This is a genomic window from Planktotalea sp. (genome assembly GCF_018607965.1).
Taxonomy (GTDB): Bacteria; Pseudomonadota; Alphaproteobacteria; order Rhodobacterales; family Rhodobacteraceae; genus Planktotalea.
This window is the reverse complement of the sequence record NZ_JABBAM010000104.1, coordinates 1-16188: the sequence shown is the minus strand read 5'-3', so window position 1 is coordinate 16188 and position 16188 is coordinate 1. Positions and strand designations below refer to the sequence as shown.

Here is a 16188-nt window from a genome sequence, read left to right as displayed (position 1 = left end):
TATTCAATCTCACGACGGATCGGGTGCATCATGCGGCTAAGCACATCGTCTTGTCGCACCTCGCCATTCACCCGTGTAATGATGCGCGCACCATCTAGTTGCTTGGCGTCTGTAAACGGAACCAACCACGGACCAATCGCACCAGAGCAATCCCAGTTTTTGCCTTGCGTCACATTGAATTTCGCGTGGCGGACCCAATCGCGAATTGTACCCTCATTACAAAGCGTCAATGCAGCGATGTGATCATAGGCGTCCGCTTGCGAAATGCGTCGTCCAGCTTTGCCGATAACGATTGCGACTTCGCCCTCATAATCCAAGGTTTCATTTTCGGGTGGGCGGATCAGCGGGCGATCATGGCCCGTGAAGCCGCTCGCGAAACGTGGAAAGAGCGACATGTATTTGGGCTGCTCGCTGCCGTCTTTGTATTCCGCGTTGCGATCAGGAAAGTTGACCCCAACACAGAGAATACGTGGCGCGTTTGGCAGCACCATTTCATATTGGAAGTCGGTGTGCGTGACCGCCTTGCCCTCCGCCACCTGCCCCAAAGTTGCTAAACCATCAGCTTGCACAGCGTCCAACAGCGTCGGCCAATCTGGAAAATCTGTGTTTAAGGCAATCATGCCCGCATCGGTGACTGCACCATAAAAAGTGTCGCCATTTGAAGAATAGGTCGCAAAGCGCATGAGATGTTCCTTCATGGTGCAATAATCGGGCTGGCGGTGATCTCGGACTCGCTGGTGTCGACGTCGACAAATTTGGTACCTTGCTCAAACCAGCTACGCGGTGCGGCGGCCCCCCAAAGAGTTTGGCGTTGCGGGTCGGTTAGGTCCCATTTGATCGCCTCATGATCAGGGTCCAGAGTCTGATAGTCTGAGCAATATATTTCAATCCGGTGCCCATCAGGGTCTAAAATGTAGAGGAAGAACGCGTTCGAAATGCCATGTCGCCCCGGACCACGTTCGATGTTATCCACATATCCACTGGTCGCCATAAGATCAAGTAAATCGATGATATTCAGCGGAGTAGGCACCCAGAATGCAACGTGGTGCATGCGAGGTCCAGTGCCGTTGGTGAAGGCCATATCGTGCACGCCACCTTTGCGATGCATCCAAGCAGCCCAGAGTTTTTTGCTCTCTTCATCCTCAGTGTATTCAGTCACGCGAAACCCGAAATCGCTGTAAAATGCGACCGATGCATCCACGTCTGGTGTGAAGCAATTGAAATGGTCAATGCGCAGCGGCTTCACCCCACGATAAAGCGCGTAGTTCTGATGAATCGGGTTGAGGCGATCCATTTTGTGATAAAATTCAAGTGGGATACCCATGTTATCCGAGGTCAACAAAGTGCGCCCCTGATAAGCTCGTTCTACCCATGACGTTGGGCGACCTTTGCCCTGAAAATACGTCTCAGCCTTATCCAGATCTGCGTCATCAAAGGTTTTGAAACCCATGACTTCAACGGTGCCGGGCTGTTCTGATTTTTGCAAGATAACGCAATGGTGCCCACGTTCTTCCATAGCGCGCAGATAGATGTGCGTGTCGCTTTCATCGGTGATTTGCATGCCAAGAATGTCGGTATAAAACATCTTGCTCGCACCGAGGTCTTTCACGTTCAAACAAACATGCGAAAGACGGATCGTATTGAAATCAGGGTATAGATTAGGGGCAGGAATTGGCATTAGAGGACTCCCAATTTGGTGATTTTATGCTGACCTGTGGCAAAGCCGATGTGCTTTTGTTCCATGTAGAACTCAAAGCTCCAATCGCCGCCATCACGGCCTATGCCACTGGATTTCACGCCACCGAAAGGCGTCGGCAAATGGCGTACGTTTTCTGAGTTCACCCAGATCATGCCTGCCTCCAAAGCATCAGTAAACCGAAGCGCGCGGGTTAGATCATTGGTCCACAGATAGCCTGTGAGACCATAGTCCGTATCATTGGCCAAGCTCAACGCCTCTTCCTCTGTCGAGAAAGGGATCGAGGTGAGAACCGGGCCAAAAATCTCTTCCTGCGCAATACGCATCTTGTTGTTTGCATTGGTAAATACGGTTGGGCGCACAAAATATCCTTCGTCACCAACGGTGACGCCACCTGCAGCAATCGTCGCGCCATCCTCTTTAGCAATATCGAAATATGAGGTGACTTTGTTGAAATGTTCTTCAGTCACGAGCGGGCCAATTTCGGTGCTAGGATCAAGCGGATGCCCAACCTTAATATTATTTACACGCTCGACCAACTTGGCCTCGAACTCTGCGCGAATGGTGTCTTGTACCAACAACCGCGACGACGATGTACAGCGCTCACCATTGATCGAGAAGATCATAAAGATCACAGCATCCAGCGCACGTTCTAAGTCTGCATCGTCAAACACGATGACAGGATTTTTGCCGCCAAGTTCGAGATGGTTGCGTTTCAGTGTATCCGCACCCTGTTTTGTGATCAGCGATCCCGTGCTGCTTTCCCCAACAAAGGCGATTGCCTTGATTTTGGGATGTTCGCAAAGGGCTTTGCCTGCGCCTTCGCCAAAGCCGTTGACAGTGTTCAGAACACCAGGCGGCAAACCTGCTTCTTCTGCAATTTCGACCAGCAAACGCGCCGTCAATGGTGAAGCTTCGGCAGGTTTGTGAACGACCGTACATCCAGCGGCAAGCGCTGGTGCGATTTTCCATGTGGAGAGCATAAACGGCGTGTTCCACGGCGTGATCACACCAACAGGCCCGATCGATTTACGCGTTGTGACATTCATTAACGTGGGGGACTGCAAATGCTGGCCATCGCGTGCCTGAACAACTTGGTCCGCGAAATAACGAAAGTTCTCAGCCCCGCGCAGAGCTGCCTTGGACATGAACTTTATCGTTTGACCTGTGTCCCAGCATTCGCAAAGCGCGATCTCTTCAGCGCGCGCCTCAATGCCCTCTGCGACTTTGATCAGGATCTTCTTGCGTTCCAATGCCGGCATATCGCGCCATCCTGCAAACGTATCAGACGCCGCCTGCGCCGCTTTGTCGACCTCATCCGCCGTACCATGCGCGACGTCACAAATAACGCTCTTATCCACAGGTGACGTTGTCCGGAAAACGCCTCCACTGCCAGCAACATCCTGACCCGCAATACGATTTCGGATCCCAGTGTCGCGAAACCGTTCAAGGTAACCTGTCAATTTCTTGATATTGTCGTCGAGCGCAGTCATGCGGTGTCCTCCAGATGATCCCTGATATTTCCGAATTTTGGCGATAAACTCGCATCAATGTCACGCAATTCTGCGGATAATGCGATAGAACGCGTTGCCATTGCGGGTGCCATGAATGTCTTGAGCGCTTCGAAAATACGCGCAAGTGCGTCGCGTTTCACATCCTCAGAGCGGCCTTCGCGGATACGAACAGACAAGTCGATGAACCCATGTTTTGCATCCCCATCAGCGATCGCATAGTGATCGACCTGCGTCGCACGCACACGGATGCCAGCGGTTGGGAAAGCCGCGATTGCAGCAGCTTCATCACGGATCACTTCGCAAAGATGACCGATATCGACAGCCCCTTCGAGATTAGCTGAATACTCTATGTGAAAGTGCGGCATGCTTTTTCCTTAACATGTTAATTGTTATCAAGTTAAGTAAGTGTGTCTTGCATTGTCAAGCCTGAGTTGGCAGCAAAGACCTTGATACTACAAAAAAGAGTACGTTCATGACCGCCAAACTTCCATCAACTTCGCGCTCTTTGCCAATTGCCTTGATCCGCGCACGTGAGGGCGTAATGGCCCCCATTCGTGACATGTTGGCCGAGACGGGCATTACAGAACAGCAATGGCGTGTCTTGCGCGTTTTGTCAGAACACGGTCCCCTTGATACATCGACCCTCGCCAACCGCGCAAGCCTTCTGTTTCCCAGCCTGACCCGCATTGCAACAACTATGCGTAACAAGGGATTGATCACTCAAACCCGCGACGACGTAGATCGACGCCGCCAGTTCATCGCGATCACCGAAGTGGGCCAAAAGATTATCGACGATCATGCCAGCCAATCCGCGCGCATTGTCGTAGAGCTACGCAAGACTTTGGGTGATGAAAACTACGAACATCTGCTTGATTTACTGGCGCTGCTTGATCCAGACGCGCGGGATTAACCCTCCACGATACCGTCCGCGCGCCATGCATCAAAAACCTCAAGCGCTTTGTCTGCAAAGGCCGCGTCGTTGATGTGGCACGCGATCCGTTGGACATCGACGTTAGTCGGCATTGCAGCTTCGAAGTCATTCAGAAATTGAGCAAGACCTTCTTTGTTATGCAGATCCGCACCTTCGCGATCCCATTCACCAAGACCATGCTCGGGCAGCAATACCGCAACCGGGCCCTTCGCTTTTGCAAGCTGTTCACAATGCGCCTCTGCAACCAGCTTCCGTTCTGCGCCATTTAGAACAATAGACGTAAGCAGGCGATTGTGTTCATGCTTGGGGTGGTCCTCCCATTTGGCAGGAATTGGCTGCCAACCCACAATATCAACCAGATCATAACACCCCGGCGCAACGATCTGTGGCGTGCCAAAGATGCCCGCATTAGAAAGCCGATCCACCCCTGCAGAAATGTTGGACCCATTCACATGATTGCCCAATTCCTGCGTGCAAAAATCAAACACGCACGCAAAAGCACCCTGCGCTGCAAGACTTTCAAAAGCCCGCCCACCCATACCTGTGGCGTGAAACACTGCAACTTCATACCCACGCGCTTCAAGTGCTGGTTTGAGCGGGATCACATATTTCAAAGCGGAAGTGCCAAGCGACATCATCCCGATCAAAGGCTTATCTGCATCCGGTTTTTGGACCGCCCGCGCGGCCCCTAGAACGGCACCCGCGGCCTGACTGAGCGACGCTTTGCACACTGAATTTAGTCCATACAGCCCACCAGCCCAAAGGATCATCTGCGTATCTGCAGCCAAACGTTCCGCTGGGATTAACGGTGAAAACGATACGGTCGACACGATGTACTTTGGCACACCAAGCGGCAACGCCGCTGCAACATCCAGCGCCAAATCAGTACCCATCGTGCCGCCCAGCACGATCATGCCATCGAATTTGCCTTGCGTATAAAGACGCGCAGCCAACAGGGATGCACCCTTTGCCATAATCTGCATTGCATGATTTTCGTCCCCCGTTGCAATGGCCGCTTCAATCGTGCTTCCACCTTCACCAGCCACATCATGTTTGGAAAAATCCGCAGGTTTGGACGGATCGCCCAGAACAGACACATCCATCGTAACAACTTGCCCGCCTTGATCGCGGATCACGCTAGCAAGAAAGCCAAGTTCGTCATCCTTTGTATCGTACGTTCCGATGACCAGAATAGTTTTATCGCTCATTGCGCGCTCCTAAAGCTTGATCCAAGCGGTCTTGAGATTGGTATATTTCTCAAGTGCGTGCAGAGTTTTATCACTGCCATTTCCAGATTGGCCATGACCGCCAAGGGGAACAGTGCCATCCGCGCCCCCATAAGTGTTCACATGCATGACACCAGTTTTGATATCTCGCACCATGCGATGAGCGCGCGACAGGTTCGACGTCCAAACGGCACCTGCCAACCCATAGACAGTGGCGTTTGCAATGCGCACGGCGTCTTCATCGGTTTCAAAAGCTGTTACACCTAAAACAGGGCCGAATACTTCTTTTTGGGTCAAGGTTGCGTCCGGCGTAACGCCTGTCACAATCGTTGGTTCCATGAAGTAACCGCCCGTGTCTTGCAGAATGCGTGACCCTCCAAGAACAACATTGCCGCCCTCCGCGCGAGCAGTGTCAACAAACCCAAGGTTTTGTTGCAATTGGATTTCGGAGTTCACAGCACCGATGTCGGTTTCTAGCTTAAGCGGATCACCAACGCGCATCGCTTGGGCTGCCTTGCTCACGGCCGCTACAAAATCATCGTGGACCGACGCTTCAATCAACAATCGCGATCCTGCGACACAGACCTGTCCCGAATTGCGAAAAATGCCTCCGGCCGCGACTTTCGCTGCTTCATCAAGATTGGGCGCATCTGCGAAAATCACATTCGGGGATTTACCGCCGAGCTCAAGATAAACGCGTTTCATGTTTGAGCGCGCAGCATACTCCATCAAGCGCCGTCCTGTCCCCCCCGACCCTGTGAACACCAGAACATCCACATCCATCGACAAGCCCATCGCTTCGCCAACAACCGCACCTTCACCAGTAATAGCGTTTAGCACACCGGGCGGCAGGCCAGCGTCTAGCGCAAGTTCGACCATACGCATCAAGGATAGGGATGCGGTTTCGGAGGGTTTCAACACAACCGAGTTACCCATCGCCAAGGCAGGGCCTAATTTCCACGCCCCAATCATCATCGGGAAGTTCCACGGTATAATTGCGCCAACAACGCCCACCGGTTCCTTGTGGATCATACCCAAGATGTCGGGTGACGTCGGCGCGATTTCGCCGTAGATTTTATCAAGCGCTTCGGCGTAATAGCGGATCGTTCCAGCGGCTGAACCTGGTTCTGCTTTGATCGCCATATTGATTTCGGTGCCATTGTCGCGCACGCCTAGAACAGCCAGTTCCAATGCGTGCTGCTCGATCAAGTCAGCCCATTTGTGCAAGACTTTTTTGCGCGCAGCGGGAGGTTGTCCAGCCCAGCGCTTGTCCTCAAACGCAGCGCGCGCAGACGCGATGGCCGCGTGCATATCCGCAGCAGTGCCCTTCGCGGTCGTGGTCAAAACCTGTCCATCAATCGGTGACAGAATATCCATGGACGCGCCATCAGACGCATGGACCAGTTGACCTTCGATCACATGCCCACGTGGAAGAACCGCTTGCGCCCTTAGCGCGTCGATTTTGTTTTGATCCATGGGAATTACCTCATTTGAGTGTCGTGGAGATTATGATCTTCGTCGGGCTGATGGGTCCGGTATTCTTTGATCAGCGTGCGGATATGCAGCGCAATCACCAGAAGGATCATAACAAATAGGATGAAGGCGATCGGTCTATCGATCATATCCATTGGCGTTTTAAGACGCGGCAGCGCCGAGCGCAGTTTGACTTCCATAATGCCGCCCAGAACCATGCCCAAAATGATCGGGACAATCGGCAGGTTCAGGCGCTTCAGGATCAGACCGAGCACGCCAAACCCAGCAGACAGCATCACGTCCGTCAGGGAATTGCGCAGCGAATACACTCCGACAAAGGACAAAATCAGGATCATTACCCCTAGAAACCGCGTGGGGATGCGAATGATCTTTGTCAGCATGTTGGTTGAAAACAGCAAAAACACCATCACGATAATGTTCAGCAATATCAGCGCAATATAGAGGCCGTACACCAGATCCAGATTGTTCTGGAACAGTTGTGGACCTGGAATAACGTTGTGAACGTAAAAGACCGAAAGCATCATCGCGGTCAGTGCTTCACCCGGGATGCCCAGCGCCAAAAGCGGGATCATTGCGGCAGCGGGGACTGCATTGTTTGCAGCCTCTGATGCGATAAGTCCTTCGGGTGATCCCTTGCCGAAAAGTTCAGGGTTTTTGGACGTCTTTTGCGCGTAGGTATAGCTCATGAATTGTGCGGTGAATTCTCCTGTTCCGGGGATCATTCCAAGGATAACACCAAGTCCAGATGCGACTGTGGCGACGCGTTTGTGCTTCATCAACTCTTTGATGCCTGCAGTCATCTTGCCTTGAACTGGCTTGGCCTCTGGGCTTTCGTCAGGGGCGGTAAGCAGAAAGAAAGCTTGGCTTAACGCGAACAGGCCCAGCACGACGACGATCAAGTTGATGCCAGAGGTGAGGAACGACATCTCAAACGTATAACGCTGCGTGTATGTCACCGCGTCCAAGCCGATAGTTTGCAAGAATATCCCGAACATCGCGAGCATACCCGCCGCCATGATTTGCCCACGATGTGCCAACACGACGAGGATGATGCCTAATAGCGCTGCCAGAAAGATCTCTCGGCTACCAAACATTGGTGCGATCAGTGCAAGCACAGGTGAGAGCAGGATCAGGCAAAAAATACCGAACATCCCGCCCCAGAATGACGCGCTATAGGCGAGTGAGACCGCGCGGTGTGCTTCGCCGCGTTGGGTCATCGGGTAGCCATCGTACGACGTAAGTGCGTTCACCGCCGTACCGGGCGTGTTGATTAAGACCGCTGGAATCGCGCCGCCATACATAGACGATCCGTAGATTCCCAAAAGCATGGTTAGTCCGACAATTGGATCCAGCGAGAACGTTGCTGGCAACAGGATCGCAATAGCAACCGCAGGGCCTACCCCCGGAATTGCACCAATGATGACGCCCCCGATAGAGCCAACCAAAAGCGCGATGATCACGTCCAAGCGGGCCAGCATTGCGGCGCCTGCGATGAGGTCTTCCATGGTTAGTTCCGATCAGAAATAATTTAGCATGATCTGGCGAAGCCCGTCCGGCAGAGCGTCGTATATCTTCCCTGCAGGCAATTTCACTTGCAAGAAAGTCTTGAACAAAAGCACGATCACAAACGCACTTGCGACAGCTGACAGCAACGCGGCACGGCTTCGATACCCCGCGCGCAAAACCAAAAGGACGGCGAAAGCGATTGTTGTAGGCAGGTAACCTGTCAAAGGAACCAGCATCGCGTAGCCGATAAACCAGCCCGCATATTCAAGAGACGAAACCCAAAGCCAGACTTCGCGCCAGCGCCCTTCAATCCGTTCTGACAAAAGGGATCCAAGCAAATGAAACGCTGCAAACCCCGTCATCAAGGAAAGTGAAACAGCAGGCCAAAAACGGGGTTGTGCAAACAGCTTTTTGCCAGACTTATAAGCCGTTTGATCAAAAATTTGCGACAACAAGAAAAGCGAAACGGCCAGCAGAACCCAAGCAAAAACGATATCCCCCGGGCGGCGATACCGCTTGAACAGCACTTGCAGATTTTTCACACGCGACATGCGTTTGGTCCAGACTGTATTTGGAGAAGTTAAGGGGTCGTCGGGCGAACGGTGCCGCCCGACTTAAAGTCGTTAATTCGCTTATTCGGAAAGCAATGTTTCAATGCCTGCAAGGGTCGCGATGTCTTTCGTGATCTGCGCGGCCACATCGTCAGCACTCTGCCAATAAACAGTCGCGCCCGTTTCCATTGCCAGCTTTTGCGCGCGTTCGGACATCACTGTCTTTTGTGCAACAGCGATGATCTTGTCGCGCACGTCCTGTGGTGTGTCCTTGTGAACGAATAGACCGTTCCAAAGAGCGACATCCAAAGACGGCGCAAGCTCTGCAACAGTCGGCGTATCAGGTGTTAGCGAAATGCGCTCTGATCCGATGGATGCCAGAACTTTGACACTATCAAGGCATGGCAGGATCAGCTGAAGTGTCGTGTTGATCACGTCCACATCACCGGATGCCAACGTGTTGCAATCAAGCGCATCAAATGCTGCGTCAGAGGCGAATGAAAAACCCATCTCCTTTGCAAGACCGAATGTCACCTGAGTTGGAACAAGGGGTGCTCCGAAGTGCCCAAGAACAACGTCGTTGCTTTTCGCGTGCTCGGCAAGACCGGCGACATCATCATAGGGAGCATCGCCGCCAGCAGCGATGACAAACGGATAGGTCAGAAAGTTGCCAAGGGGCACAAAGGGATCGGGGTTAAGTTCAGGAATACCGATCTGCGGGCCAACGACTGGGATCGCAATGATGAAAGATCCAATAGTATAGCCATCTGCTGGCGCATTTGCGACTTCGATTGCACCGGGGAACGGACCGCCACCACCACCAGGCTTGTTCACAACTGCGGCGGCGACGCCGTACTCTGTCTGAAAATCTTCCGCGATCATGCGCGTTAGCACATCTTCAAGATCACCCGGAGGCCACGGAACGATAAAGGATACAGGCTTCTCTGGATACTCCGCTTGTGCGGCTCCTGTGACGGCCGTCATGGCAATTGCCATTGCTGTGAGCGTCTTCGCAAATTTCAACATTGTCTTCTCCCAAAGATGGTTCATATAGTGAACCGTTATTTCTAGAAAAAGGTTGTCTTGTTAAAGACCATCTGTCAAACTTTTTTTAATCCCTAACGCAGAACGCTTTACCAACATGTCTTCGACCACCAAAACATTGGAACTTCTGTCCTATTTTTCGCCGTCTCGCCCCGAAATAGGTCTATCCCAGCTTTGCCGTTTAGCAAGGCGAGACAAAGCAACAACCTACAGGCACATGCAAGCGCTTGAAGATTTTGGGTTTATTGAAAAAAATCCGTTGAATAAGTGCTATCGCTTGGGCCCCGCATTGTTGCAATTGGCCCAGACGAGGGAACTGACTGTACCGCGAAAGCTTGGCGTGCAAGGTCCTCTTGTCGAACTTGCCAAGGCAACTGGTGAAACGGCTCACGTAACAGTTTTATCGGGCAACATTGTGTACCCGCTGACTTCGGTCGAATCGCCTAATCACAGTATTCGTGCGATCATGGATAACCACGCATTCCCCCTTCACGCGACCGCGTCAGGACTATCTGCATTGGCGTTTGGGCCTGAGATTTTGCAAGACATCGCCTTGAACGATATGCCCAGTTTTACGCCGAATACAGTGACCACGCAGCAAGATCTACTAGACAACATTCGTCTCACTCGCGCGACTGGTTTTGGCATGGCAAACGGCAGCTTTGAATCCGAAATCCAAGGGGTCGCCGCGCCAGTGTTTGACCAAACTGGACTTTTCGCAGGCTCGGTCTCTGTCGCAAGCGTTGCCACACGTTTCACGCCCACATTAGCGCGCTGCGTGAATCAAAACCTGATCCTCGCCAGCCGTGAAATAACGCGAAACTGGGGCGGACATATCCCTAATTTCATTGAGGCCGCCTGGGCCACTACATTTTCTCCTTCAAACGAACTGGAAGCCGCATCATGAAAGATTCAAATTTTCTGAAAGAAAATAACGCCCGTCAGATGTGGCACCCAATGACGTCGCCACAAGACAGTATCGACAACCTGCCAAAAATCATAACTGGGTCAAATGGCGTTACCATCACGGATATCGACGGCCATTGTGTCGTGGACGGTGTGGGCGGCCTTTGGAACGTTAATCTTGGGTATTCTTGCCAACCCGTCAAAGACGCAATGAGTGCGCAACTGGAAAAGCTGCCCTACTATTCAACGTTTCGCGGAACCACCAACGACGCTGCGATTGAGCTGTCATATGAATTGGGTGAATTCTTTGCACCTGACGGCTTAAGCCGCGCGTTCTTTACGTCTGGTGGATCGGACTCTGTCGAAACCGCGCTGCGCCTTGCACGTCAGTATCACAAACTGCGCGGCGAACACGGGCGCGTCAAATTCCTAAGCCTCAAAAAGGGGTATCACGGAACGCATATCGGTGGTGCATCAGTCAACGGCAACGCCAATTTCCGCAATGCCTATGAACCGCTGCTACCGGGGTGTTTCCACATCCCCGCGCCCTACACGTATCGTAACCCTTTCAATGAATCTGGCCCTGAAAAGCTCGCACATCTTTGCATTGCAGCGCTCGAGGAAGAAATCGCCTTCCAAGGCGCGAACACAATTGCGGCGATGATTATGGAGCCGATCTTGGGGGCTGGCGGTGTTATCCCACCCCACAAATCCTTTGCGCCCATGGTTCAAGAGATCTGCAATAGCAACGGAATTCTGTTGATCACTGACGAAGTTATCACGGCTTACGGTCGTACAGGTGCATGGTCGGGCGCACGTCTTTGGGGCATCAAACCCGACATGATGGCCACGGCCAAAGCGATCACCAACGGCTATTTCCCCTTTGGCGCAGTGATGCTAGGGGACCGCATGATCGAGGCATTTGAGGGTAATCCAGCCGCCAAAATTGGTCATGGATACACTTATTCGGGCCACCCAGTTGGGGCCGCCGCAGCACTAGCCTGCCTTGCTGAAACCAAGCGGCTGAACGTTATCGAAAACGCCGCAGCGCGCGGAACCCAGTTATATGAAGGGTGTCAGGCATTGATGGCAAAATACGATATAATAGGTGATGTACGTGGTGGCCATGGCCTTATGACCGCCATCGAAATGGTAAGTGATCGCGCGACGAAAGCACCGATCGACGCAGATCGCGCTGCGACGGTTCAAGAGGTTGCCTATCAGAATGGCGCGATGGTGCGTGTGTCAGGTCCAAACCTGATCCTCTCCCCTCCTCTTGTTATAACTGAGCAAGATGCAAAAATCATACTATCTGCCCTCGACGCTGGTCTCAAAGCCGCATGACACGATCCACAGACCACGTATGGGCCCGAAGGTAGCGGCGGTCTAAAAACACCGTCTTCAATGCGTTGAAGGGGGTGGCGTTTGGTCGTGGATTGAGAAATGAAGCAAGCTGGCGTGAGCGATGATCACAGCATTCAGCGCCCCCGCCTTGAACTTGCCAATTTGAACGCTCGGTACTCCAAACGGCAATTTTCTACCACCTGAAGATCGCCGAGTGGCTGCGGCCACAACGGATCAGTTGAAACTGTAGGTAACGCCCAAACTAATGAACCCTTGATCACGTGTGCCTGAAACGCGAACGATCGGGCTTTTGGCAGCGTCGCCCTGCAGCATCTTGTAACCAGCAACACCTGTAATCGAAAAGCTTTCGTTGATTTTGTAGTTGGCAAATAGGGTCATGCCAACGTCTTTGATCCCTGCCCCGGCATTGAAGCTTGCAAGTCCAAACGGGCTCGCGGTGCCGACCCCAAAACGGTTGTTCATGTAGTCTGCCGATGCATAGGTCGTTGTCGCGCGCGCGCCCAACGTCCAATCACCTTGCAAGCGCAGAACGCCCAGCCCGGCTTCGACAACCGTTCCGACGGCACCGCCCTGCACCCCTTGAACAACAGACACGCGAGGCGCGATGAAGGTCGAAAAGCCACCAAGCGGAATGTTGACTTGCGCATATCCACCCAGTTCAACGCCACCCTTGATATTTGGCAACGCACTCACCTGCGCATTGTCAATTTTCGATCCATCTCGACCAAAACTGTAGCGCACGATCGGGCCCACATCCACGGCGCGCGAAGACAGCAAATCCGCTTCAAATCCAGGGCCATTGGTGCGCACGGAGATTTTATCATTCTTGAATGAAAGGACGGGAGCAGCTCTCACATTGTAGTCTTTGGATCCTTCAAACTGGGGAACCACGGCAACGCCAAGTCCAAGTGACAGCTGTGCGTGCGCTGCGATTGACGTCGACAAAAGTGCCGCAAGCGTAAGCGCGAGGAGTTTCAGTTTTTGCATGTTGCGGCTCTTCTTATCAGTTAACTTTTTGAAAGGCTTCAAATTAGTACGCGACAAACTCAGGATTGGATCACAACCCTGTACCCTGCCCTTGGAAAATGCACCCCGATGTTACCAAGAACAGGATCATGTCTGTGAAGAGCGATTGTATAACAATCAGCCATGACAACTGATCCTTCCACAGGTTGTTCACCACCATCAATGTCGGGCGATACCGTCACAACCATCCCCGGAACAAGCCCTTGGGGATCGAGCGGGTCAACGCGCGCGCTTGTTATTGGCTCATTTTCCTTTGCACGCAAAAGTGCGTCATCGGGTGACATGCCCGACATTGTTCCGTGACCAATGTTAGAGACGTTTTGCTCCCATCGCTCAAGATTGGTGAACTCGGACAAAAAGGCTGGGCCGCGATCCCAACGCCCGCGGATAAACCAAACCAAATGATAGAGCTGCGCATCAATAGAGGCGGGGTCTGCACCAAGCAGAAACGCGCGATTATCAGACAATTGTGCATTGATCCAACCCATTGGCGCGCGAAGTTGCGCTGCAAGGTGAGGAAGCGCCGCGTTGGCCGCTTTCAATCCCGCCGCCCAATCCTGACCAAGGTAAAGACGGCCACGATCCTGTGCAAAATCCTCGGGCAGTCCTTCGCCCACTGATCCAAGAACAATCTTCACCGCAAGATCGAACATGTCGCCATCCGTCCAACGACTGAGGCTCCACATAAGACCCGCATCCGCTCTTGGGAAGAAGCTAGGGGATGGGTGGCGTCGCTCCAGTTCGCGCAAAATACATTGTGAATCGCAATAGATATCAGCGCCGATTTGCATGACAGGCGTACGTCTGTATCCACCAGTCAAGGGCGTCAGCATGGGCTTGGGGACTATGCGTGGGATTTTGACAGAGCGCCATGAAAGGCCTTTTATGCCAAACGCAATACGCGCTTTTTCAGCGACAGGGGATTGTGGGTAGTTATGAAGAATTATTTCAGATGACGTATCGGTTTGAGGGGCAGTCATACGAAAAGCCTTCCTGAATGAGATGCAAGGGTTTGAGTCTGCATACATTCTGAAAGCGATAATTGCCACGTGATTGTGTTTGCACCTCAACCAGACGCGGGGGTCATTTGCGCTTTCAAAAGAGGCTGCTATCAATATGTAGATCAACACCCTGAAGTGGAACAACAGCATGCCCCTTAGTGTCGAAAATTTCACAAATGAATTGACCTACCAAGGCTTGAGCGAAGACATGCGCGCCCTGCTTCGCGTCAACTTTGTAGACACAATGGGAGTCGCCGCCATTGGTGCGCGCACCGAGATGTCACAGATTGCGTGTAAAACCGCTGCGACGTTGTTTGGACCCGCAACAGGTGGTGCAAGTCGAATGCTTATGGACGGGCGCACGGTTAGTCCCGCGGGTGCCGCGATGGCGGGCGGGTTTACAGTTGATAGCATTGACGCGCATGATGGGACGACCCCGAACAAGGGGCATGCCGGGTCTGCCGTATTTCCTGCACTCCTGGCCGTTGCCGATGCCCAAAGATCTCTTGGTCGGGCCATAACAGGAGCCGATTTCGCTGTCTGGCTCGCGATTGCCTATGAAGTAAGTTATCGTGCAGGACAGGTTCAACACGCGACCTGCCCAGACTACCATACATCAGGCGCTTGGACCGCAGTAGGCGTTGCCGCTGCAATCGCACGCATTCTAAACGCTACCCCTGAACAGGTACGTCATGCGGTCGGCATCGCAGAATACCACGGACCACGCAGCCAAATGATGCGCTGCATCGACTTCCCGACCATGGTGCGCGACGGCGTTGGTTGGGGCGCGCCCTCTGGTGTCACTGCGGCCTATCTTGCGCTTGAAGGTTTTACCGGCGCACCAGCACTGACCTGCGAAAGTGCTGAAGCGGCCCCCTTTTGGGGTGACTTGGGAACGGACTGGCTGACGCTAAAACATACGCACTATAAGAAGTATCCATGTTGTCGCTGGGCGCATCCCTCCATGGATGCAGCCCTTGAATTGATGACTGAGCACGCGCTGCATCACAGTCAGATCGCTAAGGTTGAAATTCGCACATTCCACTACGCGACCCGCCTTGCGGGCCACACGCCCCACAGCATGGATGAATTGGCCTATTCCATCGCGTTTCCCGTCGCGACAATGATCGTGCGCGGTTCATTTGGTGCCGCTGAAATGTCGCCCGACATTCTAACAGATGCAGATATTTTACGCGTCAGCACCGCGGTTGAGTTGATCGATGATGATGAACTGACCCGTAAAAGCGTGGATCAACGATGGGCGGCAGTCACTTTGATCACCACTGATGGCCAACGTTATGAAGCCAGCCCCAAAACACCACGTGGTGACATCGATCAGCCCTTGAGCGACCAGGAGATGCTGGAGAAATATCGCATGTTCGCAGTGCCCGTGCTCGGCGCCGAAAGGGCTGAACATATGCGTGTTTTATGTGCCGGCTTTGACACGCTTGATGTGCAGGAGTTCTCAACTTTGTTGGATATTCTTCTAAGCAAAGCTTAGCATTCAACTTCAACCCACAGCACCCAAAAATGGGAACCCGAACTTGCGGAGAGTAAGCCAATCGGAAGTATGGATGGAAAGTGAAAGGGTTGGATTTTCCTACTTTTGCGAAAGCGCGGGACGCTGACGTTGGTAGGATACGCTCGTCTATCTAAAATTTTCACCGAATACGCTCGGATATCATCGAAAGCCGCTTTTCATCAGAAAATCGGCTGCTAACATCTGGCTTAACGAGGAGCTTTCAAATGAACGGATGGTGGCGCAGCGCTGTAATTTATCAGGTTTACCCAAGGTCATTTCAAGACGATGCTGGCGACGGCGTTGGTGATTTGACGGGCATCACCCGCCGCCTTGATCATATCGCAGAATTAAGGTCAGGACTCATAACCAAAAGATGACGGTTGCAGCGAGAGCGATGGCAGAGAGG

At 52.7% G+C, this 16188-nt stretch carries 15 protein-coding genes and 1 pseudogene; 5 read left to right on the top strand and 11 right to left on the bottom strand.

The features are described 5' to 3' along the window. The 4 genes from QZ279_RS09870 to QZ279_RS09855 all read right to left on the bottom strand — a co-directional run. On the bottom strand, window positions 1-683 hold a 683-nt coding region (locus tag QZ279_RS09870), incomplete at its 3' end, for a fumarylacetoacetate hydrolase family protein (RefSeq protein ID WP_293450359.1). Between the two features lie 11 nt (window positions 684-694). After that, entirely contained in the window at window positions 695-1678 is a 984-nt protein-coding gene (hpaD, locus tag QZ279_RS09865; RefSeq protein ID WP_293450357.1) for a 3,4-dihydroxyphenylacetate 2,3-dioxygenase, read from the bottom strand. After that, entirely contained in the window at window positions 1678-3189 is a 1512-nt protein-coding gene (gene hpaE / locus QZ279_RS09860; protein ID WP_293450355.1) for a 5-carboxymethyl-2-hydroxymuconate semialdehyde dehydrogenase, read from the bottom strand. The genes hpaD and hpaE overlap by 1 nt, the downstream gene beginning before the upstream one ends. Next, window positions 3186-3575 (bottom strand): 5-carboxymethyl-2-hydroxymuconate isomerase, encoded by a 390-nt coding sequence (locus tag QZ279_RS09855; RefSeq protein ID WP_293450353.1) that lies wholly within the window; start codon window positions 3573-3575, stop codon window positions 3186-3188. Before QZ279_RS09855 ends, hpaE begins: the two co-directional genes overlap by 4 nt. A gap of 107 nt (window positions 3576-3682) precedes the next feature. Between QZ279_RS09855 and hpaR the strand changes: the two genes are divergently transcribed. Further along, on the top strand, window positions 3683-4120 hold the full coding sequence (hpaR, locus tag QZ279_RS09850; RefSeq protein ID WP_293450351.1) for a homoprotocatechuate degradation operon regulator HpaR: 438 nt from the start codon (window positions 3683-3685) through the stop codon (window positions 4118-4120). Here hpaR and QZ279_RS09845 read toward each other — a convergent pair. The 5 genes from QZ279_RS09845 to QZ279_RS09825 form a co-directional block, all read right to left on the bottom strand. Further along, the gene (locus QZ279_RS09845) at window positions 4117-5349 is read right to left on the bottom strand and encodes a Tm-1-like ATP-binding domain-containing protein (protein ID WP_293450349.1); all 1233 of its coding nucleotides are present in this window, start codon (window positions 5347-5349) and stop codon (window positions 4117-4119) included. The genes hpaR and QZ279_RS09845 overlap by 4 nt on opposite strands. 9 nt (window positions 5350-5358) lie before the next feature. Continuing rightward, window positions 5359-6843: an aldehyde dehydrogenase gene (locus tag QZ279_RS09840; protein WP_293450347.1), complete on the bottom strand. Its 1485-nt coding sequence runs from the start codon at window positions 6841-6843 to the stop codon at window positions 5359-5361. 5 nt (window positions 6844-6848) lie between these two features. After that, on the bottom strand, window positions 6849-8366 hold the full coding sequence (locus tag QZ279_RS09835; RefSeq protein ID WP_293450345.1) for a tripartite tricarboxylate transporter permease: 1518 nt from the start codon (window positions 8364-8366) through the stop codon (window positions 6849-6851). 12 nt (window positions 8367-8378) lie between these two features. After that, complete coding sequence (locus tag QZ279_RS09830) at window positions 8379-8918, bottom strand: tripartite tricarboxylate transporter TctB family protein (protein WP_293450343.1); 540 nt, start codon at window positions 8916-8918, stop codon at window positions 8379-8381. 81 nt (window positions 8919-8999) lie between these two features. After that, the gene (locus QZ279_RS09825; protein ID WP_293450341.1) at window positions 9000-9944 is read right to left on the bottom strand and encodes a tripartite tricarboxylate transporter substrate-binding protein; all 945 of its coding nucleotides are present in this window, start codon (window positions 9942-9944) and stop codon (window positions 9000-9002) included. A gap of 115 nt (window positions 9945-10059) precedes the next feature. Here QZ279_RS09825 and QZ279_RS09820 point away from each other — a divergent pair. From QZ279_RS09820 to QZ279_RS09810, 3 genes and pseudogenes are all read left to right on the top strand, one after another. Then, a pseudogene (locus tag QZ279_RS09820) lies at window positions 10060-10209 on the top strand (helix-turn-helix domain-containing protein); the annotation flags it as partial. A 30-nt stretch (window positions 10210-10239) separates the two neighbouring features. Then, a complete protein-coding gene (locus QZ279_RS09815) occupies window positions 10240-10869 on the top strand; it encodes an IclR family transcriptional regulator C-terminal domain-containing protein (protein ID WP_293450361.1) in 630 nt (209 codons plus the stop codon). Beyond that, complete coding sequence (locus QZ279_RS09810; protein ID WP_293450339.1) at window positions 10866-12212, top strand: aminotransferase class III-fold pyridoxal phosphate-dependent enzyme; 1347 nt, start codon at window positions 10866-10868, stop codon at window positions 12210-12212. Before QZ279_RS09815 ends, QZ279_RS09810 begins: the two co-directional genes overlap by 4 nt. 234 nt (window positions 12213-12446) lie before the next feature. Here QZ279_RS09810 and QZ279_RS09805 read toward each other — a convergent pair whose 3' ends face one another. Beyond that, window positions 12447-13220, bottom strand: coding sequence for a MipA/OmpV family protein (locus QZ279_RS09805; RefSeq protein WP_293450337.1), 774 nt, complete (start codon window positions 13218-13220; stop codon window positions 12447-12449). 59 nt (window positions 13221-13279) lie between these two features. Next, window positions 13280-14239 (bottom strand): glutathione S-transferase family protein, encoded by a 960-nt coding sequence (locus QZ279_RS09800; RefSeq protein WP_293450335.1) that lies wholly within the window; start codon window positions 14237-14239, stop codon window positions 13280-13282. A 169-nt stretch (window positions 14240-14408) separates the two neighbouring features. On the opposite strand from QZ279_RS09800, the gene QZ279_RS09795 reads away from it, so the two are divergent. After that, entirely contained in the window at window positions 14409-15761 is a 1353-nt protein-coding gene (locus QZ279_RS09795; protein ID WP_293450333.1) for an MmgE/PrpD family protein, read from the top strand. Window positions 15762-16188: the final 427 nt, after the last annotated feature.

Excerpts from the sequence above, each read along its gene's own strand:
- hpaD (WP_293450357.1), bottom strand. The coding sequence starts at position 1,678 with ATGCCAATTCCTGCCCCTAATCTATACCCTGATTTCAATACGATCCGT.
- hpaE (WP_293450355.1), bottom strand. The coding sequence starts at position 3,189 with ATGACTGCGCTCGACGACAATATCAAGAAATTGACAGGTTACCTTGAA.
- QZ279_RS09855 (WP_293450353.1), bottom strand. The coding sequence starts at position 3,575 with ATGCCGCACTTTCACATAGAGTATTCAGCTAATCTCGAAGGGGCTGTC.
- hpaR (WP_293450351.1), top strand. The coding sequence starts at position 3,683 with ATGACCGCCAAACTTCCATCAACTTCGCGCTCTTTGCCAATTGCCTTG.
- QZ279_RS09845 (WP_293450349.1), bottom strand. The coding sequence starts at position 5,349 with ATGAGCGATAAAACTATTCTGGTCATCGGAACGTACGATACAAAGGAT.
- QZ279_RS09840 (WP_293450347.1), bottom strand. The coding sequence starts at position 6,843 with ATGGATCAAAACAAAATCGACGCGCTAAGGGCGCAAGCGGTTCTTCCA.
- QZ279_RS09835 (WP_293450345.1), bottom strand. The coding sequence starts at position 8,366 with ATGGAAGACCTCATCGCAGGCGCCGCAATGCTGGCCCGCTTGGACGTG.
- QZ279_RS09830 (WP_293450343.1), bottom strand. The coding sequence starts at position 8,918 with ATGTCGCGTGTGAAAAATCTGCAAGTGCTGTTCAAGCGGTATCGCCGC.
- QZ279_RS09825 (WP_293450341.1), bottom strand. The coding sequence starts at position 9,944 with ATGTTGAAATTTGCGAAGACGCTCACAGCAATGGCAATTGCCATGACG.
- QZ279_RS09810 (WP_293450339.1), top strand. The coding sequence starts at position 10,866 with ATGAAAGATTCAAATTTTCTGAAAGAAAATAACGCCCGTCAGATGTGG.
- QZ279_RS09805 (WP_293450337.1), bottom strand. The coding sequence starts at position 13,220 with ATGCAAAAACTGAAACTCCTCGCGCTTACGCTTGCGGCACTTTTGTCG.
- QZ279_RS09800 (WP_293450335.1), bottom strand. The coding sequence starts at position 14,239 with ATGACTGCCCCTCAAACCGATACGTCATCTGAAATAATTCTTCATAAC.
- QZ279_RS09795 (WP_293450333.1), top strand. The coding sequence starts at position 14,409 with ATGCCCCTTAGTGTCGAAAATTTCACAAATGAATTGACCTACCAAGGC.